The sequence below is a fragment of the Brachyspira sp. G79 genome (genome assembly GCF_002379365.1).
Taxonomy (GTDB): Bacteria; Spirochaetota; Brachyspiria; order Brachyspirales; family Brachyspiraceae; genus Brachyspira.
In genome coordinates, this window is the sequence record NZ_JQIU01000008.1 from 1,548,022 (window position 1) to 1,560,612 (window position 12,591).

A 12,591-nucleotide genomic window follows, 5' to 3' on the forward strand; every position below is an offset into this window, starting at 1 on the left:
GAACTTAGTAAAAGTTTCTTTATACAATAATATTCTAAACAAAAGAGGTATAAATGTAGCTGTAATAAAATATTATAATAATAAGGCTATAGTTTATGTTTATAACAAAAAAGATTAGAAAATTATTTATCAGATGATAATATTTTTAAGTTTTTGAAAAATTACGGATATAAATCAAAAGATATATATGAAAGTATAGGTATTTTAAAAAGGAGAATGCTGTATTCAAAAACTTTTCCTCATGAAATAGGTATATTTTTGGGTTATCCGCTTATAGATATAAACGGTTTTATAAACAACTATGGAAAAAATAGTTTATGTACTGGATATTGGAAAGTGTATCATAATAAAAAAGAAGCTCTAAAAACTTTTGATAATTATAATAGATGCAGAAATTTTTATATAAATACATTTTTAAGAGGAAAGGGCATTTTGGAAATAATGGACGATTACAAACTTCATTCTTTATAAGAATAAAAATTGTTCGCTAAAAATGTATAGCAAATGAATTTGTTATATGCTCACAATTTTTATATTTGGCTTTATAATATTTAAAAATTATTATTTATTACATAAGGAGGTAATAATATGAGTAATAAAATAGCAATAATATATTGGAGCGGCACAGGTAATACTGAGTTAATGGCTCAGAATGTAAAAAAAGGCATAGAAAATGCTGGAGGAGAAGTTGATATTTTTAGTGTATCAAGTTTCGATGCGGCAAATATAAACAATTATTCAAAAATAGCATTGGGCTGCCCAGCAATGGGTTCTGAAGTTTTAGAGGAGTCAGAATTTCAGCCTTTTTATGATTCCATAAGAGGAAGTTTATCAGGCAAAAAAGTTGTTTTATTTGGATCTTATGACTGGGGCGATGGCGAATGGATGAGAAATTGGCAGGAGGATGTAAGCTCGGCAGGTGCTTCTTTAGTTAAAGACGGACTTATCGCAAATCTCACTCCAGATGATAATGCTGTAAGTGAATGTGTAAGTTTGGGTGAAGCATTGGTGAAAGCATAAATAAAAATAAATCCTAAAACAAAAAAGAGGCATTAGATTATTAAAAAGTTAATGCCTCTTAATTATTTATTAATTAAGATTATAATATCCGTAACCTGATTTACCAAGATCATTCATATTAACATTATCATGCTCAAATATATATTCAACATCTGATATTTCTCCTGTATTATAATCCCGCTCAGGAGTTTTTTCTGAAAAGTTAGTAAGATAAAAATTAATTGTATTATTATTTTCAACTATATTAAATTTATAATAATTAACATATTGATAGCTAGTAGAATAACGAGCTATTTCAAATTCAAGCATATTATTAGTAATATTAGAAGATATATAATCTATTTCTGAAGATGCACTAATGGGATAAAAAGCAGAAACAAAATCTGCTTTATTATTATTTAGTTTCCATATACTTATATAAACATAATCCTCAGAATCTTGTTTTTCATAAAAACTTTCATCATCAATATTAAAAGTATATACACTAGAAATATAATATTTATTTCCATTTATGTTAATTATATCATTATATTTATTTGTATATACTTTATAAGCATCTAAAGTTTCTATAACATATTTATCTATATTAGTGTAACTATTATTTTTTATATCAATAGAAGCAAAACCTATTACTTCTGTTTTTGTATTTTCGTATTTTGTTTTTTTATCAGATTTTGTATTAGCGGCACATAATATAAGTATAACAATAGAAAACATAATTGCCAAAATAAATTTATTCATTTAAAATATCCTCAATACTCACTTTTTCAACACAAGGTTTTCCAATAGATTCTAAAAATACAAAGTTTATTTTATCATCGCTTCTTTTTTTATCAAGTTTAATAGCCTCTTTCAAATCTATATTATCAGGTATAGATATAGGCAAAGAAAATGATGACAATATATTTTTAGCTCTTTCTAATATATTTTTATCTTTTGTTATACCTTTTTTAATACCATACTCTATAGCAAAAATCATGCCTATAGCAACAGCCTCACCATGAAGTAAAACTCCATAACCTGCAGCATTCTCTACACTATGTCCTATAGTATGTCCGAAGTTTAAAAACATTCTTTCTCTCTGTTCTTTATAATCTATTTCTACAATATGAGCCTTTAATTCACAGTTTCTTTTAAGTATATAGTCCATATCCAATTCAGCATTATTATAACAGTGCTCCTCTATAAGTTCTAAAAGTTTTTCATCAAATAAAAATGCATGCTTTATAACTTCAGCCATTCCTTCATTAAACTCTCTTTTGGGAAGGCTTAATAAAGTATTACTGTCTATTATCACTAGTTTAGGACTATGAAAAGCACCTACTAGATTTTTTCCTTCTTTTATATTAATTCCAGTTTTTCCGCCTACAGAAGAATCCACACATGCAAGCAAAGTAGTAGGAATCTGCACAAAATCAATACCCCTCATCCAAGAAGCAGCAGCATATCCAGCCATATCCCCTACTACACCGCCTCCTAATGCTATTATTATATCCTTACGGCTTAATTCATTTTTAGCAAGCGAAGAGAAAATATCAATTATGCTTTCTATATTTTTATTTGATTCTCCATGAGTAAGAACGCATACTGAAGTTATAATATCTTCTTTTTCCAAACTTTCTTTTACTATATTGGTATAGAGTTTATCTACTATATCATCTGTAACTATTAAAGCCCTATTGCCTCTAAGTATATTTTTTACCAATTTTCCTGTTTCTTTTATCAAACCCTTTTGAACCAAAATATCATAATTAATATTTACATCATTTTTTATTTTTACTTCTGCTTTATTCATATTGATTAATTCCTATTTACTTATTATTATTAATGATAACTTTTTTATTATAAAGTATTTTAAAAAATAAAAAAGTTATTATATTAAAGTTATCATATTAATTTTCATAAAATATAATTATATATTTCAATATTATATTACTTGACAATAAAAACTATTAAAATATAATTCAAAAGTAATATTGAAGGCATTAGGAGCTTGTAAAAATGAAGAAATTTTTTATTTTATTATTAATATTATTATCATCTTCTCTTATTTTATACACACAGAAAAAAAGCAATTCCATAGGTGTAGCACTTTATAGGTATGATGATAGTTACATGAAATATTTAAAACAATATATAGAAAAAAATATTAAATCTTCCTTACTTATAGTTGATTCCTATAACAGTCAATCTACCCAAAATGCTCAAATAGAAATGCTTTTAAAAAAGAATGTTAATTTACTTGCAGTAAATTTAGTAGATAAAAGTCAGGCTCAAAAAGTAATAGACAAAGTAAGCATAAAAAATACACCTATAATATTTTTTAATAGAGAACCAAATCCAGAAGTTATGAATACATATGATAAAGTTTGGTATATTGGAGGCACTAGCGAAGATGCTGGAATAGCTCAAGGCAGAGTTATAGCAGAAAGTTGGAAAAATAGGCTTAATTGGGATAAAAACCAAGATGGAAAAATACAAGCTGTTATAATAAAAGGTGACCTTAACGACGCTGATACAATAAACAGAACAGAATACATGAAAAAATATATATCATCAAACAATATAAAAATGGATATATTAGCCGAAGTTTCTGCTATGGGCAAAAAAGATAATGCTGCAAAGGTAATGGAAAATTTAATTGCCAAATATGGTGAAAAAATAGAGTACATTATATGCAATAATGATTATATGGCATTAGGAGCATTAGAAACATTAAGAAAATTAGGACTTAATAAAAACAGCAGAATGCTTAACTATATACCAATAATAGGAATAGACGGAATACCAGAATGTTTATATGAGATAAAAAATTATGGTATATTTGCCACAGTACTTCAAAATCCTGCTATTCAGGCCGAGGTATTATCTTCTATATCAAGCAATATAATAAACGGCAAATCACCTTTAGACGGAACACATTTTAATTTCTATAATAATAAATATGTTGTAATACCATACATACCAGTAACATTATCCAATATAGACAGGGCTATAAAAATATATGAATAAATAGTTATAATTTAACTCTGAAATTATTTATAAACATGCTGTATTTCAATATATAAATCTATTTAGCTGTAGAGTATTATAAAATATAATAACAAAGCATTTAAATATTATTAAAAAACATTATAACTTAGTTTTAAAACAGCTCTGATATTAAGTTTATCAATATAAATAATATTAATAATAAATTATAATTTTTTACATATTTTTATTTGACTTATAAGTTTTTTTTTCATAAACTAAAATAATAACTACATAAAACAGGAGTTTTTTATGAATAAAGCAATTTTTTCTTTTTTTATTATAGCATTATTTTTATTAATCAGCTGCTCAAATAATACAAAAACTGCCAATGATGAAATAGAAGTCGCAATTACAATATATAGATATGATGACAGCTTTATTTCATTTATGAGAAGAAATATTGAAACTATGCTTAACGGAAAGGTCAAATTTATAATGAACGACTCAGAAAACGATCAGGTAAAACAAAATGATCAGGTAGATGCTGCCATTCAAAGAAATGTAAATGCTTTGGCTATTAATTTGGTAGATCCAGCATCAGCAAGTTTTATGATTAATAAAATCAGACCTGCTGGAATACCAGTAATATTTTTTAATAAAGAACCAAGTAAAGAAGATATGCTAAGCTATGATAAGGCATGGTATGTAGGTACTTTAAGTGAAGAGTCTGGAAATATGCAAGGAGAGATAGTGGTAAAATCATGGAAAGAAAATACTGCTTGGGATAAAAATGGAGACGGAAAAATACAATATGTTCTTTTAAAAGGAGAAGCAGGACACCCAGATGCTGAAGCTAGAACAGAAAGAATAAAAGCTGTACTAGCTGATAATGCTATAGAAATAGAACAATTAGATGAGCAAACAGCTAATTGGGATATACTTCAAGCTCAAACAGCTGCAGATTCTTGGATAGAAAAGTATGGTAATGATATAGAGTTTATATTTTCAAATAATGATGCTATGGCTTTGGGAGCATTAAAATCTATTCAAAAACAAGGTTATAATATAGGCGATAATAATAAATTTATACCAATAGTTGGAGTAGATGCTATACCAGAAATTATAGAAGAAATAAAAAAAGGTACAGTAGTTGGTACAGTTTTACAAAGTCCTAAAGATCAGGCTCAGGCAATAGCAGATATGCTTCTTAATGCCGCTAAAGGAGAAGATGTGCTTGCAGGAACTGAATATAAATTAGACGATGTAAAAGCTGTAAGAGTACCATACAGAGCTATTACATTAGAAAATATTAATGAGGCAGCAGAGGCATATAAATAACAATTATCAAATTTACATAATTAGGTTTTAAATGTTTAAAAAATAGCAAAATCAAATTGTAGGAGTATATATGGGCAAAAAAATTCTATTATTGCTAATAATTTTAACAAGTTTTATTATAGCTTCATGTTCTAGTAATAACAATAATAATAATTTCATAGGAATTACTATATATAGAACAGATGATCCATTTGCCAATAGTTTAAAAAGTAATATAGAAAAATTTATTTCAGGAAGAGCAAAATACATAGTAAATGACTCTCAAAACAATCAAACCACACAAAACAGTCAAATAGATAGTTATATTGCCAAAGGAGCTAAAGTTCTAGTGATAAATTTGGTGGATACTCAGGCCGCTCAGGATATAGTTGATAAAGCTAAAAAAAGTGATATTCCTATAATATTATTTAATAAGGCACCAGACATTTCAGTTATTAATAGTTATGATAAAGTATGGTATGTTGGTACTTTAAGCGAAGAAGCTGTTAATCTTCAGGGAAAAATTATTGTTGACAGTTGGAAATCAAATCCTTCTTGGGATAAAAATGGCGACGGTAAGATTCAATGTGTAATACTTGAAGGCGAACCAGGACATGCTGATACAAAAATCAGAACAGAAAATCTTATATCATTTATTGAAAACAATGGTATAGAACTAGAAATCTTAGATAAAAAAACAGCTATGTGGAACAGAAACAGAGCTAAAACTATTGTAGATTTTTGGATGTCTAATCATAACAGTGAAGATTCTGATAAAAAAATAGAATACATATTTTCAAATAATGATGAAATGGCATTAGGAGCTTTAGAATCTGTACAGGAATTCGGATATAATAAAGGCGAATCTAATAAATTTATACCTATAGTAGGAATAGATGCTATTAATGAAACTATTGAAGAAATTGAGAATGGAAATATAGTTGGTACAGTTCTCAATGATAGTGTTAATCAAGCTAGGGCTGTTTCTGATTTAGCACTTAATCTATTTAAAGGCGAAACATCAAATCCTATATTAGGTACAGTTTGGACATTGGATAATACAAAATCTGTAAGGATACATTATAAACCAATAACTATTGAAGTACAAGAGTCTAACAATAAATAAAAACAGTTGATAATAAAATAGGCTGTTTTTTGTTAAACTCTATATTAATTTTAAATTAAATTTTATTTATATTATAAATGTAACATTAATTCACAAAAACAATAAAAATTAATCATAAATTTAGTATACAGTATCAACATATATTGTGAAAATGTAAAAAAATTGTTTTGACTTGATTTAAGAAAATAAATTTATATACTAATTAAATAGAGAATATTAATTAATTTAAGGAGTTTTCTAAAATGAAAAAATCACTTATCGTTATAGGAGCATTTTTAATAATGTCTTCTATTTTTATACTATCATGCGGCGGCAATTCTTCTTCATCTGCAGCAGCTTCTACAGACGGTCCAACTATTGGAGTAACAATCTATCGTTATGATGACAACTTTATGTCTTTCTACAGAAGAAACATTGAAAGCAGAATCAGCGGAAAAGCTAATTTAATAATCAATGACTCACAAAATAATCAAGCTCAGCAAAATGACCAAGTTGATGTTATGATTCAAAAAGATGCGAAAGCATTAGCTATTAACTTGGTTGACCCTCAAGCAGCTCAAACTATCATAGATAAAGCTAAAGCTAAGAATATACCAGTTATTTTCTTTAACAAACAGCCTAGTGCTCAGGCTATGGCTAGCTATGATAAAACTTGGTATGTAGGTACTACTCCTGAAGAATCAGGCGATATGCAAGGTAAAATCGTTGTAGATACTTGGAAAGCTAATCCTGCTTGGGATAGAAATGGCGATGGAATTATACAGTATGTATTATTAAAAGGCGAACCAGGTCACCCAGATGCTGAAGCTAGAACTAGTCATGTTACTTTATACATTACTAATAATGGTGTTCAAGTAGAAAGATTAGAACCAGAACAAACTGCTATGTGGGATACAGCAAAAGCTAAAGATATAGTAGATGCTTGGATGCAAAAACATGGTGATAAAATTGAATACATTTTCTGTAACAATGATGCTATGGCTTTAGGTGCTTTACAATCAGTACAAGCTTTAGGTTACAATAAAGAAGGTGATACTACTAAATATATACCTATAGTTGGTGTTGATGCTATTCCAGAAATGATTAATGAAATCAAAAAAGGAACTGTAGCAGGTTCAGTACTTAATGACCCAGTTGGTCAGTCTCAGGCCCTAGTTGACGTTACTTTAAATGCTGCAGCTGGAAAAGATCCATTAGATGGTACTACTTGGACTTTGGACGAAGTAAAAGCTATTCGCGTTCCTTATGTTCCTATAACTAAAAATAATATAAATGTTGCTGAAGAAGCATATAAATAATAAATAGTTTTTTTACTATAAATTACAGGGATATTATTTTAATCTTAATATCCCTGTATTATTATAATAATGGTAGAAATAAAATTTCAATTCTTAAAGGTTTTTAATATATGGATAATAAAAAGATCGTTCTTGAAATGAAAGGTATTTCAAAGTCTTTTCCTGGTGTTAAAGCATTAGATGATGTCAAGCTCACTGTAAGAGAAGGTGAAGTTGTAGCTCTTATGGGTGAAAATGGAGCTGGTAAATCTACTTTAATGAAATGTTTATTTGGTATATACCGCAAAGATAGCGGAGAAATATTTTTAGATGGTAAGGAAGTTAATTTCACATCACCTAAACAGGCTTTAAATAATGGTGTAGCTATGGTTCACCAAGAGCTTAACCAAGTTAGACAGAGAAATATACAGGATAATATATGGCTTGGTAAATATCCGACTAAGATGGGAGTTATTATTGATGAGAAGAAGATGTATGATGATACTAAAGCGATTTTTGATGATTTAGAAATACCGCTAGATCCTAGAACAAAAGTATCTACATTATCTGTATCTGAAATGCAAATGGTTGAAATAGCAAAAGCTGTTTCTTACAACTCAAAAATATTAGTATTAGATGAACCTACTAGCTCCCTTACAGAAAAAGAAGTAGCAAAATTATTTAAAATCATAAAAAAACTTCAAAGCAGAGGTGTAGGTATGATTTATATATCTCACAAAATGGAAGAAATACTTCAAATATCTGATGAAGTTACTATAATGAGAGACGGTAAATATGTTGCTACTACTCCAGCCAAAGAATTAACAACTGATATGATTATTAAACAAATGGTAGGAAGAGATTTAACTAATCGTTTCCCTGAAAAAACAAATACACCTGCTGAAAATATTTTAGAAATAAAAGATTTTACAGCATTTTATCAGCCTTCTCTTAAAGATGTTAATTTCAATGTAAGAAAAGGAGAAGTATTTGGTATAGCAGGGCTTGTTGGTGCTAAAAGAACCGAAGTATTAGAAAGTATATTTGGTATGCGTACTTTATCTTCAGGACATGTTATAAAAATGGACCATGAAGTTAATAATTCTTCTACTAGAAAAGCTATAAAAAATGGTTTTGCTCTAGTTACTGAAGAGAGAAGACAGACTGGTATATTTAGTATGCTTTCTATTAATTTTAATTCTACTATAGCAAATATAGACCATTATAAAAATAAATTTGGTTTTTTAGATAATAAAAAAATGCATGAAGATACTAAATGGGTAATAGATAGTATGCAGGTAAAAACTCCTTCTGAAAAAACTGCTATACAATCTTTATCAGGAGGTAATCAGCAGAAAGTTATTTTAGGCAGATGGCTCTTAAGCAAACCTGATATTCTTATGCTTGATGAACCTACCAGAGGTATTGATGTCGGTGCTAAATATGATATATACAGACTTATTATAGATTTGGCAACTGTTGGAAAGGCGGTAATAGTAGTTAGTTCTGAAATGCCTGAATTACTCGGAATAACAGACAGAATAATGGTTATGAGTAACGGCAGAGTGGCTGGTATTGTTGAAACTAAAAATACTAATCAGGAAGAAATTATGGCATTGTCTGCTAAATATTTATAATTTTAAAAAGGAAAAATCATGGACACAAATAAAATAAACATTAAAACTATTAAATCATTTGTATTAAACAATGCTATATTTGCAGCATTACTTATAATAATTATAGGTATTATCATTAAAGAACCTAGTTTCTTTAGGCTAAGTAACTTCTTAAATATATTTGCTCAAGCATCTACACGTATGATAATAGCTGTAGGAGTTGGTACACTTCTTGTAACACAAGGTAATGACTTAGGAGCTGGAAGAGCTGTAGGACTTGCTGCTGTTGTAAGTGCTTCTCTATTACAATCACCTACTAATCCTACTAGAATGTATCCAGACTTGCCTATGCTTCCAGTTATACTTCCTATACTGTTAGTTATGGTTATACTTATGGTATTCGGATTTTTAAATGGTTTTATCATTTCTAAACTTTATGTAACTCCGTTTATTGCTACTTTAGGTATGCAGCTTATACTTTACGGTGTAACTAGTACTTATTTTGACAGACCTCCTTATGGTGCTCAGCCTATTGGAGGACTTGATCCTAGATTTACTAATCTTGCTCAAGGAGGTATAAAATTAGGAAGCTATACTATATCATACCTAATCATATTTGCGGTCATTATAACGGCTATTATGTGGGTTATTTGGAATAAAACCAAATTGGGGAAAAATATATTTGCTGTAGGCGGAAACCCTGAAGCTGCTGCTGTAAGTGGTGTTAATATTCCTGTTACTTTAATGATAGTTTATACTATGGCTGGTGCTTTATATGGTATAGCTGGTTCTTTAGAGGTTGCCCGTGTTGGTTCTGCTACTAACAACTTGGGTAATGGTTATGAGCTTGATGCTATCGCTGCTTGCGTTGTTGGAGGAGTTTCTTTCTCTGGAGGTATCGGCTCTATTTTAGGTATAGTTTCAGGAGTATTAATATTCCAAGTTATTAACTATGGTATGACGTTTGTTGGTATTTCTCCATATTTGCAGTACATAATTAAAGGTGCTATCATCATTGCTGCTGTTGCTGTTGATACGCAAAAATATTTGAAAAAAGTATGACGGATTTTATTATGGAATATGATAATAATAATGATCCTTTTAGGAGAGAATATAATAAAAGAGAAACTAGAAAACGCACTTTAAAATCTTGGATATTTTTGGGTTTTATAGTGATGATATTTCTTGTGGCTGAGTTTATCAGATATATTATGACTTTAATATATAATTAAAAATTAAAAAAGGGACTTAATATAAAAATTAAGTCCCTTTATTTTTATATAAATATATTCTTAATGAAATCATATAAAAATTGATATTTATAAAATAATTAAAATTTTTTAGAAAAAATATATTGTTAGCTTAACATAATATTGCAAGTATTTATATAAAAATACACTTTGAAAATATAGTGATTTTAATGAAATTATTTTATCTCTTCATATATAAGAGGTTCATCTATAAATCTTGTATATATTATAAGTCTATCCCCATCTATTTTAAATGAATATGCTGTCTGAAGTATAGATAAATAATCGCCTTCTATTCTTCTTTTTTCTGCTGTATCAGTTTTTCTAGTGGTATTTATCATATCTAATGATATTAAATCACCTTCTATTTTACAATTAGCATAATAATCATTTATAGCCGACTTACCATACACTCTTCCATTATCTATACTAATGGTTATATTTGCATATGTATACATGCTAATTAACTTATATATTTTAATTTTTTTTACTTCATAAGGCTTTTCTATAACAGAAACAGAATTGTGAGAACATGATATTAATAGAAAAGCTATTAACAAAACTATATAATATAAAAATCTTTTGGGCACTAAAATAGAGTAAGTTCTCCCTCTTTGCTTCCGCCGCCTGTAAGATCTTCAAATGTATCCATACCGCCAGCATTATTATCCATACCGCCTTGAGAATTACCTTTAAGTATGTCTTCAAATATTGGTGAACTAATTAATCTAGTATAAGCCTGATTTGAATTTTTCTCAAACTGTATATTAGGATTTGATTTAATGGCATGAGTTAAAAGCAGTTTAGCAAAACCATTTCTTCTATAAGGATAATTCATATATATATATTTCAATACACCCTCTTTATTTATATAGTAATAACCGTTAATTCTTCCATCTATGGTTAAAAGTCCTATATTTGTATTATTAGTATGAATTATTTTATTAAAATAAGAATCAGTATAAACTTCCTCTTTATTATCTTTTATTTTTATATTATGTATAAAATTCTGAAGTTCATTTCTGTATATACTATTATATTCGATAACAACTACTGAAGGATATTCTTCATGTTCTATAATTAAAGGCGGCATAATAATTAACTCCAAGCACTAAAATATATTATTTTAACTATCGGCAATAATTAAGAAATTAATAATTTTTTATTGACTATTTTTCTATTTATAATATAGTCTTTTATATAATATAATAAAAAATTAAAATAAATTCAATGTTTTTTACAAATAAAAATTTTTATCAAAAACAAAAAGAAATTTTTATAGCATTTCTAAAAAGAGCTATAGACTTTGTACCAAGTGTATTAGTTGGAATATTTATACTTGTAATATCATCTAATCTATACGGCAGAGAAAACTCTACTATAGGAATAGTTGCTATTTTTATATGTGCATTTATGAGAGATAGTTTTACAGTATGGTCTTTCCCTGCTGTAGCCTTCAGAATACTTCTTCTAGGACTTCTTGCCACTATAGCAGAGCAGAATATTATATTAGTTATATCGCTTAATTTTATAGTACCTTTTTTAATAGTATTTTTGCTTTCAGATGACTTTGTACCTAGAAACTATTTTATATACGGCTTTGCTTATGTAATATTTCAGGCATACAATATACCAATATCAAATATACACTTAAGAATGGAAGCTATATTAACTTCTCTTCTTATAATATTTATATTTTTGGTTATTAATAAATTTATTACAAGACATAAAGTTTCTAACAGCCTAGCATACAGGAGCATTAAATTAATAAACAAAAAATTAATGCTATTATACAATAAAACTTGCTCTTTAAATAGAAAAGATGAAATATTTTCTATAGTAAATGAATATACTTCTGCCATATATGTAGATTCATTAAAAAGACATGGTATTATGAATAATAGAAATATCAATCACTTTGAAATGGTTTTATTTCTTGAAGACATAAATCAGCTGATACAGAGAGAATATAAGGATATTGATAAACTTACTGATGATGACTGTGAATATTT

At 27.9% G+C, this 12,591-nt stretch carries 12 protein-coding genes and 2 pseudogenes; 10 read left to right on the forward strand and 4 right to left on the reverse strand.

Translation table 11 applies throughout. The features are described 5' to 3' along the window. Positions 1-471 (forward strand): annotated as a pseudogene (locus tag KQ44_RS08250) (DUF3793 family protein); the annotation flags it as partial. Between the two features lie 117 nt (positions 472-588). Next, positions 589-1,020, forward strand: coding sequence for a flavodoxin (locus KQ44_RS08255; RefSeq protein WP_096737002.1), 432 nt, complete (start codon positions 589-591; stop codon positions 1,018-1,020). Between the two features lie 69 nt (positions 1,021-1,089). On the opposite strand, the gene KQ44_RS08260 is transcribed toward KQ44_RS08255, so the two are convergent. Both KQ44_RS08260 and aroB read right to left on the reverse strand, forming a co-directional pair. Further along, a complete protein-coding gene (locus KQ44_RS08260; RefSeq protein WP_096737003.1) occupies positions 1,090-1,761 on the reverse strand; it encodes a hypothetical protein in 672 nt (223 codons plus the stop codon). Further along, the gene (gene aroB, locus KQ44_RS08265) at positions 1,754-2,815 is read right to left on the reverse strand and encodes a 3-dehydroquinate synthase (protein ID WP_096737004.1); all 1,062 of its coding nucleotides are present in this window, start codon (positions 2,813-2,815) and stop codon (positions 1,754-1,756) included. The genes KQ44_RS08260 and aroB overlap by 8 nt, the downstream gene beginning before the upstream one ends. A 206-nt stretch (positions 2,816-3,021) precedes the next feature. Here aroB and KQ44_RS08270 point away from each other — a divergent pair, with 206 nt between their 5' ends. The 7 genes from KQ44_RS08270 to KQ44_RS14420 all read left to right on the forward strand — a co-directional run bounded on the left by KQ44_RS08270 (position 3,022) and on the right by KQ44_RS14420 (position 10,561). Then, the gene (locus tag KQ44_RS08270; RefSeq protein WP_096737005.1) at positions 3,022-4,032 is read left to right on the forward strand and encodes a galactose ABC transporter substrate-binding protein; all 1,011 of its coding nucleotides are present in this window, start codon (positions 3,022-3,024) and stop codon (positions 4,030-4,032) included. Between the two features lie 270 nt (positions 4,033-4,302). Beyond that, positions 4,303-5,331 carry a galactose ABC transporter substrate-binding protein gene (locus KQ44_RS08275; protein ID WP_096737006.1) on the forward strand — a complete coding sequence of 343 codons (1,029 nt, stop codon included), beginning with the start codon at positions 4,303-4,305 and terminating at the stop codon, positions 5,329-5,331. Between the two features lie 70 nt (positions 5,332-5,401). Further along, a complete protein-coding gene (locus KQ44_RS08280) occupies positions 5,402-6,436 on the forward strand; it encodes a galactose ABC transporter substrate-binding protein (RefSeq protein ID WP_096737007.1) in 1,035 nt (344 codons plus the stop codon). A 242-nt stretch (positions 6,437-6,678) separates the two neighbouring features. Beyond that, on the forward strand, positions 6,679-7,734 hold the full coding sequence (locus KQ44_RS08285; protein ID WP_096737008.1) for a galactose ABC transporter substrate-binding protein: 1,056 nt from the start codon (positions 6,679-6,681) through the stop codon (positions 7,732-7,734). A 110-nt stretch (positions 7,735-7,844) separates the two neighbouring features. Then, complete coding sequence (gene mglA / locus KQ44_RS08290; protein WP_096737009.1) at positions 7,845-9,350, forward strand: galactose/methyl galactoside ABC transporter ATP-binding protein MglA; 1,506 nt, start codon at positions 7,845-7,847, stop codon at positions 9,348-9,350. An 18-nt stretch (positions 9,351-9,368) separates the two neighbouring features. Beyond that, a complete protein-coding gene (gene mglC / locus KQ44_RS08295) occupies positions 9,369-10,391 on the forward strand; it encodes a galactose/methyl galactoside ABC transporter permease MglC (RefSeq protein ID WP_096737010.1) in 1,023 nt (340 codons plus the stop codon). Between the two features lie 11 nt (positions 10,392-10,402). After that, the gene (locus KQ44_RS14420) at positions 10,403-10,561 is read left to right on the forward strand and encodes a hypothetical protein (protein WP_168171261.1); all 159 of its coding nucleotides are present in this window, start codon (positions 10,403-10,405) and stop codon (positions 10,559-10,561) included. A gap of 194 nt (positions 10,562-10,755) precedes the next feature. Here KQ44_RS14420 and KQ44_RS08300 read toward each other — a convergent pair whose 3' ends face one another. Both KQ44_RS08300 and KQ44_RS08305 read right to left on the reverse strand, forming a co-directional pair. Next, positions 10,756-11,037 carry an META domain-containing protein gene (locus tag KQ44_RS08300; protein ID WP_096737805.1) on the reverse strand — a complete coding sequence of 94 codons (282 nt, stop codon included), beginning with the start codon at positions 11,035-11,037 and terminating at the stop codon, positions 10,756-10,758. Between the two features lie 131 nt (positions 11,038-11,168). After that, on the reverse strand, positions 11,169-11,672 hold the full coding sequence (locus KQ44_RS08305; protein WP_096737011.1) for a hypothetical protein: 504 nt from the start codon (positions 11,670-11,672) through the stop codon (positions 11,169-11,171). 137 nt (positions 11,673-11,809) lie between these two features. Here KQ44_RS08305 and KQ44_RS08310 point away from each other — a divergent pair. Next, a pseudogene (locus KQ44_RS08310) lies at positions 11,810-12,591 on the forward strand (FUSC family protein); the annotation flags it as partial.

What these genes read in the sequence shown, in the direction of transcription:
- KQ44_RS08300 (WP_096737805.1), bottom strand. Translation starts at nt 11,037, where the DNA reads ATGTATACATATGCAAATATAACCATTAGTATAGATAATGGAAGAGTG.
- KQ44_RS08280 (WP_096737007.1), top strand. Translation starts at nt 5,402, where the DNA reads ATGGGCAAAAAAATTCTATTATTGCTAATAATTTTAACAAGTTTTATT.
- KQ44_RS14420 (WP_168171261.1), top strand. Translation starts at nt 10,403, where the DNA reads ATGGAATATGATAATAATAATGATCCTTTTAGGAGAGAATATAATAAA.
- KQ44_RS08285 (WP_096737008.1), top strand. Translation starts at nt 6,679, where the DNA reads ATGAAAAAATCACTTATCGTTATAGGAGCATTTTTAATAATGTCTTCT.
- KQ44_RS08260 (WP_096737003.1), bottom strand. Translation starts at nt 1,761, where the DNA reads ATGAATAAATTTATTTTGGCAATTATGTTTTCTATTGTTATACTTATA.
- KQ44_RS08270 (WP_096737005.1), top strand. Translation starts at nt 3,022, where the DNA reads ATGAAGAAATTTTTTATTTTATTATTAATATTATTATCATCTTCTCTT.
- mglC (WP_096737010.1), top strand. Translation starts at nt 9,369, where the DNA reads ATGGACACAAATAAAATAAACATTAAAACTATTAAATCATTTGTATTA.
- mglA (WP_096737009.1), top strand. Translation starts at nt 7,845, where the DNA reads ATGGATAATAAAAAGATCGTTCTTGAAATGAAAGGTATTTCAAAGTCT.
- aroB (WP_096737004.1), bottom strand. Translation starts at nt 2,815, where the DNA reads ATGAATAAAGCAGAAGTAAAAATAAAAAATGATGTAAATATTAATTAT.
- KQ44_RS08275 (WP_096737006.1), top strand. Translation starts at nt 4,303, where the DNA reads ATGAATAAAGCAATTTTTTCTTTTTTTATTATAGCATTATTTTTATTA.
- KQ44_RS08255 (WP_096737002.1), top strand. Translation starts at nt 589, where the DNA reads ATGAGTAATAAAATAGCAATAATATATTGGAGCGGCACAGGTAATACT.
- KQ44_RS08305 (WP_096737011.1), bottom strand. Translation starts at nt 11,672, where the DNA reads ATGCCGCCTTTAATTATAGAACATGAAGAATATCCTTCAGTAGTTGTT.